Source organism: Frigidibacter sp. MR17.24, assembly GCF_037095655.1.
Lineage (GTDB): Bacteria > Pseudomonadota > Alphaproteobacteria > Rhodobacterales > Rhodobacteraceae > Frigidibacter.
In genome coordinates, this window is record NZ_JBAWKE010000002.1 from 297,816 (window position 1) to 313,502 (window position 15,687).

Below are 15,687 nucleotides of genomic sequence, written 5' to 3' on the forward strand. Positions count from 1 at the left end.
GTCCAGAGCGCGGCGGAAAGACGCGACAGGCCGAAGGGGCGGCCCCCGCCCCTTCGCATCCCCGCCTATCACACGGCCAGGCGACCGTTCGGCTCTTTCTCGTCGCCGGTCTCGCGCATGCCGTCGTGGCCGCGCACCTCGTCGCCCTCGGGTCCCAGCGGCGCCGGCCTCTCGCCGCCAAGGAAGTTGCCCAGACGCTCGAGCCCCGGGATGTGGTCGCACAGCACCCGCATCACCACCAGCATCGGCACCGCGACGATCATCCCCGCGACCGACCACAGCCAGGCCCAGAGCGCGATGGTGATGAAGACCACGACCGTGTTCATCTCGAGCCGGCGCGACACGAAATAGGGCGTGATCAGCTGGCCCTCGATCGACGAGAGCAGCACGTAGCTTCCCCCCACCATCAACGGCGTGACGAACCCCGGCATCGACACCAGCGCGATCGCGGTCGCGACCAGCGCACCCAGACCGAGGCCGATATAGGGAATGTAGTTGAGCAGGAAGGCCGCGATGCCGATCACCACCGGCGCCGGCATCCCCCAGGCCCACATCGCCGCGCCGATGGCGACACCGAGACAGGCGTTGATGATCGTGATCGTGCCGAGGTAGCTGCCAAGGCTGGCCTCGATCTCGCGCAGGGCGCTGTAGGCGCGGCGTTTCTCGCCCATCATATCAAAGCTCTGCACGATCTTGAGATACAGCAGGTCGCCAGATGCCAGCATGAAGAACAGCAGCAACAGCACGAACATCAGCTGTCCCGCCACCGCCGGGGTCGATCCCAGCACGGTGAACAGGACGTTGGTGCTGTCCATCGGCACGAGGTCGTTGAGCTGCTGCTGCGCCCGGTCGGCGCGGCGCTCGCGCACAGAGCGGTTGTCCTCTTCGGGCTGGGTACCGGCCGCCTGGTCCGGCGGCGGCGCCGCCTTGGCATCCTCGGGCAGCGAGGCCGCGACATCGGGCGGCGGCGGCTCTTCACCCGAGGTGGCCTGGTCGATCTTGTCCTGGATGTCGCGCCACTTCTCGAGCTGTTCCGACAGGCCCTTGAACTTGACCTCGAGCCGCTCGGCGATCTGCGGGGCGCCGCTCGCCATGTTGCTGGCCGGGCCCGACAGGGCGACCCCGATCAAGGCCAGGATCGCCACCAGCCCCGTCAGCACCAGCGTCGCCGTGGCGACCGACGGGATCCCCAGCCGCTCGGCCCGCCGCCGCATCGGCGCGAAGACGAAGAACAGCAGAACCGCCATCGACAGCGGCATCAGAAAGTCGCGGGCATGGGCAACCGTCGCCACGGCGGCGAGCACGAACAGCCCGATCACCGCCCATCGCGGCCCAAGGCGCACCGGCGGTTTCTGCAGAGGATCCTCGATATCGGTCTTCGCGTCGGCAGGCATGGGTCGGGCTCCTCAACCGCTCAAGCGCCAACACCCCGCGCCCCGAATGGTTTCGCCTCCGCCCCTCCTTGACGCGAATAAACCGTCACAGCATCCGGATCGCCGCCTTTTCGACCGACAGCACATAGCCCTTGCGGGCGATGTTGCGCACCAGAAGCTCGGACACCAGCTGGTTGCCCAGCGCGTCGCGCAGCCGCTTGATCCGCGTGGCCCCCGCCGCCTCGTCGCAATCGGCCGGGTCGCGGCCCGAGATCACCGCCTCGATCTGCGCGCCCGACAGCACCTCGCCGTCCATCCGCGCCTCGGCCAGCACCGACAGCGTCTCGATCGCCGCCGGGGTCAGCTTGAAGCTGAAGTCGTTCAGCGCCACCGCGTTCTCGGCCCGGCTGATCACCAGCGAGACGACCTCGATGCCCTGGCGCTGGATCGTGCCCATGCGCCGGTTCAGGCCCAGGATCACCACCAGGAACACCAGCGCCGCGATCAGAAGCGCGGTCGAGAAGGCCAGCAGCACGAAGATGATCATCCGGTAGCTGGCCAGCACCTCGGAAAACGCGGTGCCCGACTGCGCCAGCACCTCGAGCAGCCGGATCTCGGCCGGGGCGATCAGGGCGTCGTTGTCGACGAAGATCCGTTCGACCCGGGTGTTGAAGGCATTGGCGTCGGGAAGGTTGGCGAACAGCAGCGCCGCCGTGACCGCAAGGATCGCGACGATCGCGGCGATGCCGACCAGAAGCACGCGGTTCGACTGGCGCAGCTGCTCAGTAGCGGAGGAAATATCGTCCTGCACTGGCCTTCCTCGCATCGAGCCCCTCTGGCCCGAAGATCGACATGATGTTTAGCAGAACCCACCCGTCCCGCGCCAGACGGGGGGCGAGCGCGCGCGCCGCCTCGGCGCCCGAGCCGCAGGCGCCCTGCGGGATCTGCGCGACCCCGTAGTGCAACTGCAACGCGCCGCCCTCGCGCTTGGCCTTGTAGTCGGCATAGCAGTCGGCCCGCGCGGGGGCGGCAACCAGCAGGGCGAGTACAGTCAGGGCAAGCAGCGCTTTCATGCGGTCGATCCTGCGCGGGGAACCGCCGTTATTCAATGTCGCCGGCGCGCATTCGCCGCTGTTATGCGATAGCAATGCCGCGATATTGCCTGTCTGGGGCACGAGGGTCACATCGGTCCTCATCCACGGCGCAGCCTTGCGTCCGGCGCCGTGCTGCCCCTTCGAGGAGGAAACCCGATGGCACTCCGCATTCCCCGCCTGCGCACCGTCGCGGGCGTCGTCACCGCCGCCGCCTTGGCCGCCGCCAGCCTTGCCGCCCCCGCCCGGGCCGAGATGTCCAACGGCCAGATGCTGGGCGTGCTGGGCGGCATCGCCGCCGCCGGCATCGTGCTGAGCCAGATGGACCAGCGCCGCGACCGCCGCGACGGCAACGTCTATGTCTACCGCCCGCACGACCGTTTCGACGACCGCCGCCAGCCGATGTTCCGCGGGCCCGACCCGCGCTGGAACGACCAGCGCGGCTGGCGCGACGGCGGCCGTGGCCGCGATTGGCACGACGACCGGCGCGACCGGCGCCGCAGCGACAACGGCCGCGCGCTGATCCCGCAGCGCTGCATCGGCGGCGCCCGCGGCGGCGCGCTGGTCAACGAGGAGTGCTATCGCGGCGTCAATGGCCGCGGCTTCCCCGACAGCTGCGCCGTCGACGTCCGCACCCGCCACGGCCGGCGCGAGGCCTATGACCTTCGCTGCCTGTCGCGCGAGGGCTACGACGTCTCGCGTCGCTGAGCGCGGCCGTGACCGGGCGGGCTTGACGTGACGGGGCGGGGCCGGTTTCTGGGCGCATGTCCGATCCGACCCCGCCCCTTGCCCCCCGCCGCCGCCGCGCACCCACGGTGCCTGCCCCCCAGCAGCGCCCCGACTACCGCCACGAGTCCGAGGCCTTCGCCTTCGGCGCCCGCCTTGTCGCGGGCTGCGACGAGGTCGGGCGCGGCCCGCTGTGCGGCCCGGTGGTGGCGGCGGCGGTGATCCTCGACCCGGCGCGCATCCCCGAGGGGCTGAACGACAGCAAGAAGCTCTCGGCCCTGCAGCGTGCCCGGATCGAGGCACAGATCCTCGAGTCCGCGCGCTGCGGCATCGGCGAGGCCAGCGTCGCCGAGATCGACGAGGTCAACATCCTGCGCGCGGCCCACCTGGCGATGTGCCGCGCCGTGGCGAGCCTTGAGATCGCGCCCGACCTCGTGCTGATCGACGGCAACATGGTCCCGCGCGGCTTTCCGGTGCGCGGCCAGCCGCTGGTCAAGGGCGACCAGCGCTCGGTCTCGATCGCGGCGGCCTCGATCGTGGCGAAGCAGCACCGCGACCGCATCATGGTGGAACTTGCGCAACAGCATCCCGGCTACGGCTGGGATCACAACGCAGGTTACCCGACCAGGGAGCATCTGAAGGCGCTCCTAGATCTGGGGGCGACCCCTCACCATAGAAGGTCGTTCCGGCCCGTACACAATATCTTGTATCAAGATGTTTCTATAACCCGTTGATTCAAAAAAGAATTTGACGGCGAATCGGCGCTGACTCATCCTGTGGACATCTAACCGGCACCCAAAAAACAAGCCGGACCCAGGAGCAGACATGGCGAAGACGATGACCGCGGCGGCCCCCAAGGCCTTGCCGTTGAACACGATTATTGACGGCGACTGCATCGAGGTGATGCGCGGCCTGCCCGAGTCCTCGGTCGACCTGATCTTCGCCGATCCGCCCTACAACCTGCAGCTGCGGGGCGATCTGCACCGCCCCGACAACAGCCGCGTCGACGCCGTCGACGACGCCTGGGACCAGTTCTCGAGCTTCGAGGCCTACGACCGCTTCACCCGCGACTGGCTCGCGGCCGCGCGCCGGATTCTGAAGCCCAACGGGGCGCTGTGGGTGATCGGGTCGTATCACAACGTCTTCCGCATGGGCGCCGAGCTGCAGAACCAGGGGTTCTGGATCCTCAACGACGTCGTGTGGCGCAAGTCGAACCCGATGCCGAACTTCCGCGGCAAGCGCTTCACCAACGCGCACGAGACCCTGATCTGGGCCTCGAAATCCGAGGCCGGCAAGTACACCTTCAACTACGAGGCGCTGAAGGCGCTGAACGAAGGCGTGCAGATGCGCTCGGACTGGATGATCCCGCTCTGCACCGGGTCGGAACGGCTGAAGGACGCGAACGGCGACAAGGCCCACCCGACCCAGAAGCCCGAGGCGCTGCTGCACCGCGTGCTCGTGGGCACCACCAATCCCGGCGACGTGGTGCTTGACCCGTTCTTCGGCACCGGCACCACCGGCGCCGTCGCCAAGATGCTGGGCCGCGACTTCATCGGCATCGAGCGCGAGGCCGACTATCGCCGCGTCGCCGAAGAGCGCATCTCGCGCATCCGCAAGTTCGACAAGGCGGCGCTGGAAACCACGACCTCGAAGCGCGCCGAGCCGCGCGTGCCCTTCGGCACCGTGGTCGAGCGCGGCATGCTGCGCCCGGGCGAGGAACTGTTCAGCCCCCGCGGCGGCGTGGCCAAGGTGCGTGCCGACGGCACGCTGATCGGGCTGGACGTCAAGGGCTCGATCCACCAGGTCGGCGCGCATCTGGAAGGCGCGCCCAGCTGCAACGGCTGGACCTACTGGCACTTCAAGCGCGACGGCAAGCTGATCCCGATCGACATCCTGCGCCAGCAGATCCGGGCCGAGATCGAGGCCGACGGCCGCGCCGCGCACTGACGCCCCCCACGCATTTCACGGCATTCCCCGGGCCCGCGCCCGGGGCCGTTCCGCCGGTGTCTGCGATCCCTTCGGCCTTCGGGCCGGGACCGCGACACTCACTGACCCCGCCGTGTCGCACGCGGCGGGGCTTTTTCATGCCCCGGCAAGTGCGGATGGCCAGCGCGGATGGACTGCGCGGATCGCCTGCGCAAACGGGCTTGGCCGCAGCGCGGCGGTGACGATACTCTGGTGCCCATGGATCATCCCTATGCCTCGCTGCCCCCGACGGCCTTCTGGAGCACCGGCACCGCCGGGGCCGATCCGGGCGCGATGCATGCCATTCACCGCCCCGCGGTCCGGATCGGGCCGGCGACGCGGGTGGCGACGGCGGGATCTTGCTTTGCCCAGCACATCGGGCGTGCGCTGCGCGCCTCCGGGGTCGCGGTGCTGGATGCCGAACCCGCGCCGGCCTTCGCCGTGCCCCTGTCCGAGGAACGTCTGCGCGCCTTCGGCTACGGGCTCTATTCCGGGCGCTACGGCAACATCTACACCGCACGGCAGATGCTGCAGCTGTTGCAGGAGATCGCCGGGGGCGAGCCGCGGACCGAGGTCTGGATGCGCGGCAGCCGCGCCCATGACGCCCTGCGCCCGAATGTCGAACCCTGGGGCCTGAGCCATGCGCGCGAGGTGATGGCCCTGCGCCGTGCGCACCTGCACGCGCTTGCCGCGATGCTGGCCGAGTGCGAGGTGTTCGTCTTCACGCTCGGGCTGACCGAGGCCTGGGAGAACCGCGAGACCGGCCTTGTCTATCCCGTCGCGCCCGGGGTGATCGCCGGCAGCTACGATCCCGACCTGCACGGCTTTCGCAACTTCCGCCAGGCCGAGGTCCGCGCCGATCTCGAGGCGATCCTCGCGCTTTTGCAAGGCTTCCGCCCGGGGATGGCGATGATCGTCACCGTCTCGCCGGTCTCGCTGTCGGCGACGGCCAGCGGCGAGCACGTGCTGACGGCGACCACCCGCTCGAAGGCGGTGCTGCGCGCGGCGGCGGGCGGCTTCGCCGCGGCCCATCCCGGCGCGGTCGACTATTTCCCCAGCTTCGAGATCGTCACCAACCCGGCCGCGCGCGGCGCCTTCTTTGCCCCCGGCGCCCGCGAGGTCCGCCCCGAGGGCGTGGCGGCGGTGATGTCGGTGTTCCTTGCGGCCCAGGGGCTGACCGAGGCCCCGCCCGCTGCCAGCCCCGCCGCCGCGCCCGGCAGCCACGACGGCGACGAGGAGGACGGCGGCGAGGACCGGGTGGTCTGTGAAGAGATGCTGCTGGACGCCTTCCGCAGATGAGCCGGCTGCTGATCCTTGGCAATTCCCATGTCGCCGCGCTGAAATCGGCGCATGGCGCCGAGCCGGGGCGCTGGCCGGGCCTCGACATCGCCTTCGCCGGCGCGGCCGGCGGCGCGCTCGACGGGCTGCGCAGGCGCGGCGGCGTGCTCGAGGCGACCGATCCCGAAGCGGTGGAGCAGCTGACGGCGCTGAACGGCAGCGCCCGCTTTGCGCTCGACGGGGTCGATGCGGTGGTGATCACGGGGTGCGAGCTGTCGATGTTCCGCGCGGTATCGGTGCTGCGGCGCGTGATCTGGCCCGATTGCGTGGACAGCCCCGGGCCCGGCCAAGTCCTGACCAGCCGCGCCTTCGTGCGCGAGGCGCTGGTGACCGCGCTGCAAAGCACGCTCGCGGCACGGCTCGCGCGCGAGATCGGCGGCGACGGCGCGGTGCCGGTGATCGTGGCGGCGCAGCCCAACCCGTGCTGGCTGGGCGAGGACGCGGTGCAGCTTGCCGCGTTCCTGCGCGCGCGGCGGCTGGGCTATGCCACCCGCCTGGCCCGGATCTTCACCGAAGCCGCGGCGGCCGCGCTCGCCCCCGCCGCGGCCTTCCTGCCCCAGCCCGACGAGACGCTGCGCGGCCCGCTCTTCACCCGGCCGAAATATTCCCAGGGCTCGCTTCGGCTGACGCGCGACATGGCGAAGCCGCACGAGGGCGACGACTACCTGCACGCCAATGCCGCCTACGGCGCGCTGGTGCTCGACCAGCTGGCCACGCTCGCCGGAACGGCGCCGCGGCGCTAGTCAGACCGACCCGCGCGGCATCGGCGTCTCGCCTCGGTTGTAGGGTTTCCAGTCCTCGACCTCGGGATAGTACTTCCGCCGCCAGGCGCGCACCCGCGGGTTCATCCGCCGGCGCCAGACCGGCGGCACCATCGCCATCGCCGTCATCGCCGGATAGCCGCGCGGCAGCTGCGGCGCCTCGTCGGCATCGTAGGTCTGCAACAGCGGAAAGCGGCGGTCGGGCTTGTAGTGGTGATCGGAATGGCGCTGCAGGTTGATCAGCAGCCAGTTCGACGCCGTCTCGGCCGAATTCCAGGAATGGCGCGGCAGGACATGTTCATAACGGCCCTCGCCCAGGTGCTTGCGGGTCAGGCCGTAGTGCTCGACATAGTTGGTCAGCTCCAGCTGCCAGACCGCGACGAAGGCCTGCCACAGGAACAGCGCCAGCCCCTGCCAGCCGCCCAGCGCAAGCGCCAGTGCCAGCATCAGTGCCTGCAGCGCCGCAAAGCGCCAGAACGGGTTGCGCCGGTCGAACGCCCCCTTGCCCGCGCGCGCCAGCAGCCGGGTCTCGGCCGCCCAGGCCGAGCGGGGACAATGGCGCAGCACCCGGACGAAATAGCGGTGGAACCCCTCGTTGTAGCGCGCGGTGACCGCGTCGCGCGGGGTGCCGACATAGAGGTGATGCACCAAGAGGTGCTCCGATCGGAAATGCGAATACAGCACCGAGGCCAGCAGCAGGTCCGCCATCCACCGTTCCATCCGGTTGCGCTGGTGCAGCAGCTCGTGCGCGTAGACGATGCCGATCGTGCCCGAAATCACGCCCATGCCGAAGAACAGCGCGATCTTCTCGCCGGTGCCGAGCCGCGCCGAATGCGTGACCCACCAGATCATCGCGAACAGCGTCGCCGCCTGCACCGGGAACCAGATCACCGTGATCGCGCGATGCCAGAACAGCCGCGCCTCGGGCGTCTGCGGATCGGGATTGCCGTCGTTGTCGCCCAGCGCCGCATCCAGCACCGAGATCATCACCCAGCCGTAAAGCGGCAGCAGCGCCGTGGCCCAGCCGCCCCACCACCCGCCCGCGACCGCAAGCGGGATCATCCCCAGCGACAGCCAGAACGGCAGCGCGGAGCCTAGCGGGGCGGGATGGGGCGCGGTCATCGTCGGGTCCGGAGCGGTCGGCATCGGCCCGAGACTATGCGCCAGCGCGCGGATCGGAAAGGGTCAGCGGCCGGCCTCCCAGACCTTGCGCATCAGCGTCGGCAGCGCCCCCGGGTCGAAGGCGGCGACGAAGCTGCCACGCTCGGGATTGGCGCCCGCGGGGGCGGTGGCCCGCATCACCGTCAGCTCGAGGTGGAAATGGGTAAAGGTGTGGCGCACCGGGTCCGCGGCGGGCTGCCAGTCGGCGGCGAAGGGCGGGGCCGGCGGCGGCGGCACCACGGCCCAGTCGGTGCCGGGAAAGCCGAGCATGCCGCCCAGCAGCCCGCGCTCCGGCCGCGTCTCCAGCAGCACCGCCCCCGCCGCGTCGGTCGCGACATAGGCGGTGCCGCGGCGAACGGGCTTTTCGGGCTTCGGCGTGCGGCGCGGCAGCTCGGCGGCGATGCCGGCGGCGCGGGCGCCGCAGGGGCCGGTCAGCGGGCAGATCGCGCAGGCGGGCCTGCGCGGGGTGCAGATCGTCGCGCCAAGGTCCATCATCGCCTGCGCGAAATCGCCCGGACGCGCCTCGGGTGTCAGCGTCACCGCCAGGGCGGCAAGCCAGGGCTTGGCCCCCGGCAGCGGCAGCTCGACCGCGAACAGCCGCGACGCCACCCGCTCGACATTGCCGTCGACGACGGCGACGGGCTCGTCATGGGCGATCGCGGCGACGGCGGCGGCGGTGTAGGGGCCGATCCCGGGCAGCGCCAGCAGCGCGTCGCGCCGGTCGGGAAAGCCGCCAAGCGCGGCGACGGCGCGGGCGCATTTCAGCAGGTTGCGGGCGCGGGCGTAATAGCCAAGGCCCGCCCATTCGGCCATCACCTCGGCATCCTCGGCCGCGGCCAGCGCCTGCACCGTCGGCCAGCGCGCCGTGAACCGCTCGAAATAGCCGCGCACGGCGGCGACCGTGGTCTGCTGCAGCATCACCTCGGACAGCCAGACCCGGTAGGGATCGGGCCGCGCCCCGGCCGCGCGCGCGGCGGGCGTGACGCGCCAGGGCATCTCGCGGTGATGGCGGTCGTACCAGGCCAGCAGCGCCGGGGCGATCGCGGCGGGGTCCAGGGGCTCGTCTGTCGCAGGCGTCATCGCGGCGTGCCGGTCCTTTCCATCGCGCGCCCGCCCGGCCCGGCCGGCGGTCCGGGCTGGTCCTCGCGTCACGCATTCTTTATGCCTCGCACAGGCCCCGTGCGCGCATTTGGCTGGCGCGGGGCGGCGGCTACCCTAAAGATAGCAGCCGGAATTGACGAGGCCAGAGACCCCGCGAGCGTGATGCCGGACAAGAGCGACCGCCCGACCAAAACCCGCAGCGCCGCCCCGAAGGGGCCGGGCGCCCGACGCATGCGCGGGTTCGAGGCCGCCTCGGGCCTGCTGGCCGACAAGATCCGCACCGCCGGCGAGGCCCGCGGCTTCGCCGTCGCCCGGCTGCTCACCGACTGGTCCGAGATCGTGGGAGACGAGACCGCGCGCCTCGCCCGCCCGGTCAAGATCGGCTATGCCGCCAAGGACGGCTTCGGCGCCACGCTGACGCTGCTGGTCACCGGCCCCGCCGCGCCGCGGGTGCAGATGGAGCTGCCGCGGATCCGCGACCGGGTGAACGCCTGCTATGGCTACAACGCCATCGCCCGGGTGCGGCTGACCCAGACCGCCCCCGAGGGCTTCGGCGAGATGCCCGCGCCCCCGAAACCCCGCCCCGCGCCCACGCCCGAGACCTGCGCCCGCGCGCGCGAGGTGGCCGAGGGCGTGACCGACCCCACGCTCCATGCCGCGCTCGAGCGGCTGGCGCAGAACGTGCTCTCCCGCGGGCCGAAGGCCTGACGGGATCCATGATGAAAGGCCTATTCCAGATGCAGCGTCGCACCTTCACCCTCGCGCTTCTCTCCGCAGCCCTCGTCGGCGGCGGCTCGTGGCTGGCCCGCGGCCTCGAGCGGGGGCTGGGCCTGGGCCAGAGCGCGATCCCGGCCGGCGCCGCGCTGGCGCAGGACGCCCCCGCCGATGCCGCGATCCGACCCGACATGGTCATCGGCCAGCCCGATGCGCCGGTGACGGTGGTGGAATACGCCAGCTTCACCTGCCCGCACTGCCAGCACTGGCACGAGACGGTCTGGCCCGAGTTCAAGAAGAACTACATCGACACCGGCAAGGTGAAGTTCACCCTGCGCGAGGTCTATTTCGACAAGTTCGGGCTCTGGGCGGGCATGGTCGCGCAATGCGGCGGCGAGATGCGGTATTACGGCATCGTCGACATGCTCTACGATCAGCAGAAGGAATGGATCGGCTCGGGCCAGCCGACCGAGATCGCCGACAACCTGCGCAAGATCGGCGCCAAGGCCGGCCTGTCGCGCGAGCAGATCGACGCCTGCCTGAACGACAGCGCGATGGCGCAGTCGATGGTCGCCACCTACCAGAAGAACGCCGAGGCCGACGGCGTGAACGCGACGCCCACCTTCTTCATCAACGGCACCAAGCATTCGAACATGGACTACGACGAGTTCTCGAAGCTGCTCGACGCCGAGCTCGGCTGATCCGATGAAGCCGCTGGAAGGGCTGCGCGTCGTCGAGCTGGCGCGGATTCTCGCGGGTCCCTGGTGTGGCCAGCTTCTGGCCGACCTGGGCGCCGAGGTGATCAAGGTCGAGGCGCCCGAGGGCGACGACACCCGCCGCTGGGGCCCGCCGTTCCTGGAACACGGGGGCGAGCGCGCGGCGGCCTATTTCCACGGCACCAACCGCGGCAAGGCCTCGGTCACCGCCGACTTCCGCGACCCGGGCGACCTCGCCCGCGTCAAGGCGCTGATCGCGACGGCGGACGTGGTGATCGAGAACTTCAAGGTCGGCGGCCTGGCAAAATTCGGCCTCGACGGCGAAAGCCTCGCGGCGGCGCATCCCGACCTGGTCTACTGCTCGGTCACCGGCTTCGGCCAGGACGGGCCCTATGCGCATCGCGCGGGCTACGACTACATCATCCAGGGCATGTCCGGGCTGATGAGCGTGACCGGTGAACCGGGGGCCCAGCCGCAGAAGGTGGGCGTGGCGGTGATCGACCTCTTCACCGGGATCTACGCCGCCACCGCCGTGCTCGCGGCGCTGGTCGCGCGCGGCCGCACCGGGCGTGGCGACCGCATCGACATGTCGCTGATGGACGTGGCGACGGCGGTGATGGCGAACCAGGCGATGAACTACCTTGCCACCGGCACCGCGCCCACGCGCCTTGGCAATGCCCATCCCAATCTCGTGCCCTACCAGGTCTTCGACTGCGCCGACGGCTTCCTGATCATCGCCACCGGCAACGACGGGCAGTACCGCAGGCTGTGCGCCCTGCTCGGCCTGCCCGGCCTGGCCGAGGCGCCCGACTACCTGACCAACGCCGACCGCATCGCCAACCGCGCCGCGCTGGTCGCCACGATCGGCGCGGCGACGAAGGGCTGGGCCAAGGCCGATCTGCTGGCCGCCTGCGAGGGCGCGGGCGTGCCCGCCGGCCCGATCAACGACATGGCCGAGGTCTTCGCCGATCCGCAGGTCATCGCGCGCGGCCTGCGCATCGCGCCCGAGGGCGTGCCGGGCGTGCGCAGCCCGATCCGCTTCGCCGAGGCCGAGCTGGCGCTTGCCGCGGCCTCGCCCCGCCTCGGCGCCGACAACGATCGCATCTGGGACGAAATCGCGGCCAAGGTCGCGGACTGACCCGGCGCGCCCCGGCGCCGCGCCCCGGCGCTTCGGCGCCGGGTCAGAGCCCCAGCCGCGCCAGCGCCTCGTCGAGCGCGCTCCAGTCCCCGACCTCCAGCCGCACCGGCAGCGTCAGCACCTGCGGCCGGAACCGCGCCGGCATCCGCGCGGCGTCTTTCTCGGTGGTGACGATCTGCGCGCCCAGCAGCTTGGCCTCGGCCGCCAGCCGGGTCAGCAACTGCGGCGTGTAGGGTTGGTGATCCTCCAGCGGCTCGGCGCGCAGGATCTCGGCCCCCTCGGCGGCGAGCGTGTCGAAGAATTTCTGCGGATGGCCGATCCCCGCAACCGCGAGCACCTTCAGCCCGCGCCAGTCCATACCGGTGGGCAGCGGCCGCAGCGCGCCGCGCAGCCGCGGCAGGGCGATGTCGCAGCGGAACCGGTCCTGCGCCGCATCGGCGCCGATCGTCAGCAGCAGGTCGGCCCGTGCCAGCCCCGCCGCGACCGGCTCGCGCAGCGGCCCCGCGGGCAGGCAGTACCCGTTGCCGAAGCCGCGCGCGGCATCGATCACCAGGATCGACAGGTCCTTGGCAAGGTCCGGGTTCTGGAAACCGTCGTCCATCACGATCACGTCCGCCCCCGCCGCGACCATCGCCCGGGCCCCCGCCGCACGATCGCGCGACACCCAGGTCGGCGCGAAGGCCGACAGCAGCAGCGGCTCGTCGCCGACCTCGTCGGCCGTGTGGCGCCGTTCGTCGACCCGCACCGGCGCCGCGCGCCCGAGGCTGCCGCCGTGACCGCGGCTGAGCACGTGCGCCGCCGCCCCGCGGGCCGCGAGCCGCTGCACCAGCGCGGTGACGGTGGGCGTCTTGCCGGTGCCGCCGGCGGTCAGATTGCCGACGCAGATCACCGGCACGCCCGGCGCCAGCCCGGGCTTCGACGCGATCCGGCGCGCGGTGCCCGCGGCATAAAGCGCCCCCAGCGGCGCCAGCAGCCGCGCCTGCCAGCCGGCCGGGCGGTTCCAGAAATCCGGCGTGCGCATCAGGCCGCGCCCTTCAGGCCCTGCGCCTGCGACGCGCCGGGCAGCCGCTGCAGGATCTGGCGCGCGACCTCCTCGGCCGCGCTCGCCCCGCCGGACGAGACCCCCCAGGCGGCATGGGCCAGCGCCGCGGCACGGTCGGCGGCGATCAGGTCGACCAGCGCCTCGGCCAGCGCCTCCTCGGCGGCGACCTGGCGCGCCGCGCCCGCCGCCGCGAGCCGGGCGTAGATCGGCGCGTAGCCGCCATGCGCCGGCCCGTGCAGGATCGCCGAGCCGAGCCCGGCAGGCTCCATCGGGCTGCGCGCGCCCGACGTGCCCGCGCCGAAGGTGCCGGCCATGAAGGTGACGGGGGCGAGGCGGTACCACAGCCCGTGTTCCGGCTCGCCGTCGGCGACGAAGACCTGGACCTCGGCCTCGGGCTCCTCGTCGCGCGAGCGCAGCGCGACCTCGATCCCCTGCCCTGCAAGCCGGTCCGCGATCTCGCCCCCGCGCGACGGGTCCGCGGGCGCAAGGATCAGCAGCATCCGGTGCGCGTACTGGCTGGCGCGCAGATGCGCCGCCAGGATCGCCTCCTCGTCGGCGGGGGTCGTGCCGGGGGCGAACCAGACCGGGCGGGCGCGCAGCATCAGCGCCAGCGCCTCGCGCTCGGCCTCGTTCGCCGGCGGCGGCTCGCTGCTGCCCTCGATGGTGCCGGTCAGCTCGATCGGCAGCGCGTGGCCGGCCAAGCGCCGCAGCCGACGCAGGCTGTCGCCATCCTGCGCGAGGATCACGTCGCACCGGTCGAGCAGCGCCGAGGCGAGGCTCGAGTGCCACCGCCAGCCGCGCCAGTCCTCGATCGTCATCAGCGCGTCGGCATAGACCACCGGCAGCCCGCGGTCATGCGCCGCCGCGAGCGTGACGGTCGGCAGGCCCGCGCCCGTCGGCACGATCAGCGCGGGGCGGAAGCGATCGAGAAAGCCCGCGACCGGGCCGGTGCGCTCCTCGGGGGCACCGCAGATCGCGGTGCCGGCCGGGAAATGCGCGGCCTCGGTCTCGGCCTCGGTGGTGCCGGCCACCGGGGTGACCAACAGCCTCAGGTCGGGACGCGCGCGCCGCAGCCGCTGCGCCAGCAGGCCCAGCCCGGCAAGGCCCGAACCCGGCCCCTGCCGCAGCCAGACCAGCGGGCCCGCGCCCTCGGGGATGGGCGGGGTGCCGGACGCGGCCGGGTCCGCGCCGCCGCGGGCCCGGTAGAGCGCAAGCCAGAGCGCAAGCGACTTCGCCATCACACCGCCGTCTCACCGCGTGGTTGCGAGGATCAGACCCCGAGTTCCTCGGTGGCGCCGGCCGGCGCCTCCTCGTCGCGCAGGCGGTGCAGATGCGCGATGAAATAGCGGGTGTGGGCGTCGTCGACGGTGCGCTGGGCCTCGGCCTTCCAGGCGGAATGGGCCGAGGCATAGTCGGGGTAGATCCCCACGACATGGATCTTGCTCACGTCCTTGAAGACGTTCTTGCCGGGCGAGACGAGCTCGCCGCCGAAGACCAGGTGAAGGCGCTGGGCCATGGGACTCTCCTGCTGCCGGGGATGGCTGCACCCTACATGACAGGCGTCGAAAGCTCAATCAAGGGAGGGTGTTCCGGCGAATGGACGGTGGCGGTTCGGGGCGGTAACCCCTTGCGGTTGCGGGATCGGGGCTGCACGGGCGACGCCGGCGCCCGGTGGCGCGCGGCTTTTCTTGACCCGGGCGGCACGGACGTGACAATCAGCGCGCATGGCAGGCAGGCAAGGCGACAGACAGGCGGGACGCACCACCGACGCGCGCGGCAGCGGCGGGCGGCGGGCGAAGCGCGATGGTGGCAAGACCGGCGGCAAATCCGGCGGCAAGGGCGGTGCGGCGCCCGCCGTCGCCGCGCCGGCGCTGCGGCCGAAGGGCGGCTGGAAGCGCTGGTTCCGGCGCTGGCTGCTGCGGGTCGTGGTGGTGCTGGCGCTGGTCCTCCTGGCGCTGCGCTTCGTCAACCCGGTCTGGACCCCCTACATGTTCGCCGAGCGGCTGCGGCTGGGACAGCTGCAGCACGACTGGGTGGCGATGGACCGGATCGCGCCGGTGATGGCGCGCTCTGTCGTCGCGGCGGAGGATGCGAATTTCTGCCTGCACTGGGGCTTCGACATGGCCGCGATCCGCGACGCGCTGGACCGCGGCGCGCAGCGCGGCGCCTCGACCCTCAGCCAGCAGGTGGCCAAGAACGTCTTCCTGTGGCAGGGCCGCAGCTGGCCGCGCAAGGCGCTCGAGGCGGTGCTGACCCCGGCGGTGGAAACCTTCTGGTCCAAGCGGCGCATTCTCGAGATCTACCTGAACGTGGCCGAGATGGGCGATGGCGTCTTCGGCGTCGAGGCGGCAGCGCGGCACTATTTCGGCGTCTCGGCGGCAGAGCTGACGCCGCGCCAGGCCGCGCGCCTGGCCGCGGTTCTGCCCGCCCCCAAGGAGCGCGACGCGGCGCGCCCGTCGAACTGGCTGGAGCGGCGTGCGCGCGGGATCGAGGACGGCGCGGCGACGATCCGCGCCGACGGCCGCGCCGCCTGCTTCGAACCCGAGCCGCTCTGACCGCCG

17 protein-coding genes are annotated in these 15,687 nt (G+C 71.7%); 9 read left to right on the forward strand and 8 right to left on the reverse strand.

Translation table 11 applies throughout. The features are described 5' to 3' along the window. Positions 1 to 68: 68 nt before the first annotated feature. From V8J39_RS08635 to V8J39_RS08645, 3 genes are all read right to left on the reverse strand, one after another. Entirely contained in the window at positions 69 to 1,394 is a 1,326-nt protein-coding gene (locus V8J39_RS08635; protein ID WP_336460486.1) for an AI-2E family transporter, read from the reverse strand. A gap of 85 nt (positions 1,395 to 1,479) precedes the next feature. After that, positions 1,480 to 2,184 (reverse strand): winged helix-turn-helix domain-containing protein, encoded by a 705-nt coding sequence (locus V8J39_RS08640; protein WP_336460487.1) that lies wholly within the window; start codon positions 2,182 to 2,184, stop codon positions 1,480 to 1,482. Next, on the reverse strand, positions 2,156 to 2,446 hold the full coding sequence (locus tag V8J39_RS08645; RefSeq protein WP_336460488.1) for a hypothetical protein: 291 nt from the start codon (positions 2,444 to 2,446) through the stop codon (positions 2,156 to 2,158). Before V8J39_RS08645 ends, V8J39_RS08640 begins: the two co-directional genes overlap by 29 nt. 177 nt (positions 2,447 to 2,623) lie before the next feature. Here V8J39_RS08645 and V8J39_RS08650 point away from each other — a divergent pair, with 177 nt between their 5' ends. The 5 genes from V8J39_RS08650 (at position 2,624) to V8J39_RS08670 (ending at position 7,236) form a co-directional block, all read left to right on the forward strand. Then, positions 2,624 to 3,172, forward strand: coding sequence for a hypothetical protein (locus V8J39_RS08650; protein ID WP_336460489.1), 549 nt, complete (start codon positions 2,624 to 2,626; stop codon positions 3,170 to 3,172). Between the two features lie 56 nt (positions 3,173 to 3,228). Next, positions 3,229 to 3,924 carry a ribonuclease HII gene (locus tag V8J39_RS08655; protein ID WP_336460490.1) on the forward strand — a complete coding sequence of 232 codons (696 nt, stop codon included), beginning with the start codon at positions 3,229 to 3,231 and terminating at the stop codon, positions 3,922 to 3,924. A 91-nt stretch (positions 3,925 to 4,015) separates the two neighbouring features. Next, complete coding sequence (locus tag V8J39_RS08660) at positions 4,016 to 5,137, forward strand: site-specific DNA-methyltransferase (protein WP_336460491.1); 1,122 nt, start codon at positions 4,016 to 4,018, stop codon at positions 5,135 to 5,137. Between the two features lie 237 nt (positions 5,138 to 5,374). Continuing rightward, a complete protein-coding gene (locus V8J39_RS08665; RefSeq protein WP_336461181.1) occupies positions 5,375 to 6,454 on the forward strand; it encodes a GSCFA domain-containing protein in 1,080 nt (359 codons plus the stop codon). Continuing rightward, the gene (locus V8J39_RS08670) at positions 6,451 to 7,236 is read left to right on the forward strand and encodes a hypothetical protein (RefSeq protein ID WP_336460492.1); all 786 of its coding nucleotides are present in this window, start codon (positions 6,451 to 6,453) and stop codon (positions 7,234 to 7,236) included. Before V8J39_RS08665 ends, V8J39_RS08670 begins: the two co-directional genes overlap by 4 nt. Here the strand turns inward: V8J39_RS08670 and V8J39_RS08675 are convergent, their stop codons facing one another. Together V8J39_RS08675 and V8J39_RS08680 are read right to left on the reverse strand one after the other, a co-directional pair. Then, complete coding sequence (locus V8J39_RS08675) at positions 7,237 to 8,376, reverse strand: alkane 1-monooxygenase (RefSeq protein ID WP_336460493.1); 1,140 nt, start codon at positions 8,374 to 8,376, stop codon at positions 7,237 to 7,239. Positions 8,377 to 8,439: 63 nt separating this feature from the next. Beyond that, the gene (locus tag V8J39_RS08680; RefSeq protein WP_336460494.1) at positions 8,440 to 9,495 is read right to left on the reverse strand and encodes an A/G-specific adenine glycosylase; all 1,056 of its coding nucleotides are present in this window, start codon (positions 9,493 to 9,495) and stop codon (positions 8,440 to 8,442) included. A 252-nt stretch (positions 9,496 to 9,747) separates the two neighbouring features. Here V8J39_RS08680 and V8J39_RS08685 point away from each other — a divergent pair, with 252 nt between their 5' ends. From V8J39_RS08685 to V8J39_RS08695, 3 genes are read left to right on the forward strand one after another with little or no spacing between them, the layout of a single operon-like run. Then, the gene (locus V8J39_RS08685; protein ID WP_336460495.1) at positions 9,748 to 10,224 is read left to right on the forward strand and encodes a DUF721 domain-containing protein; all 477 of its coding nucleotides are present in this window, start codon (positions 9,748 to 9,750) and stop codon (positions 10,222 to 10,224) included. An 8-nt stretch (positions 10,225 to 10,232) separates the two neighbouring features. Continuing rightward, positions 10,233 to 10,931 carry a DsbA family protein gene (locus tag V8J39_RS08690; RefSeq protein WP_336460496.1) on the forward strand — a complete coding sequence of 233 codons (699 nt, stop codon included), beginning with the start codon at positions 10,233 to 10,235 and terminating at the stop codon, positions 10,929 to 10,931. 4 nt (positions 10,932 to 10,935) lie between these two features. Continuing rightward, positions 10,936 to 12,084, forward strand: coding sequence for a CaiB/BaiF CoA transferase family protein (locus V8J39_RS08695; protein ID WP_336460497.1), 1,149 nt, complete (start codon positions 10,936 to 10,938; stop codon positions 12,082 to 12,084). Between the two features lie 43 nt (positions 12,085 to 12,127). Here V8J39_RS08695 and lpxK read toward each other — a convergent pair whose 3' ends face one another. Genes lpxK through V8J39_RS08710 form a run of 3 tightly spaced genes read right to left on the reverse strand, consistent with a single transcriptional unit; the run spans position 12,128 to position 14,642 of the window. Further along, complete coding sequence (gene lpxK / locus V8J39_RS08700; protein WP_336460498.1) at positions 12,128 to 13,105, reverse strand: tetraacyldisaccharide 4'-kinase; 978 nt, start codon at positions 13,103 to 13,105, stop codon at positions 12,128 to 12,130. Next, positions 13,105 to 14,364: a 3-deoxy-D-manno-octulosonic acid transferase gene (locus V8J39_RS08705; protein ID WP_336460499.1), complete on the reverse strand. Its 1,260-nt coding sequence runs from the start codon at positions 14,362 to 14,364 to the stop codon at positions 13,105 to 13,107. Before V8J39_RS08705 ends, lpxK begins: the two co-directional genes overlap by 1 nt. A 32-nt stretch (positions 14,365 to 14,396) precedes the next feature. Next, complete coding sequence (locus tag V8J39_RS08710; protein ID WP_336460500.1) at positions 14,397 to 14,642, reverse strand: DUF4170 domain-containing protein; 246 nt, start codon at positions 14,640 to 14,642, stop codon at positions 14,397 to 14,399. A gap of 208 nt (positions 14,643 to 14,850) precedes the next feature. On the opposite strand from V8J39_RS08710, the gene mtgA reads away from it, so the two are divergent. Continuing rightward, positions 14,851 to 15,681 (forward strand): monofunctional biosynthetic peptidoglycan transglycosylase, encoded by an 831-nt coding sequence (gene mtgA, locus V8J39_RS08715; RefSeq protein ID WP_336460501.1) that lies wholly within the window; start codon positions 14,851 to 14,853, stop codon positions 15,679 to 15,681. Positions 15,682 to 15,687: the final 6 nt, after the last annotated feature.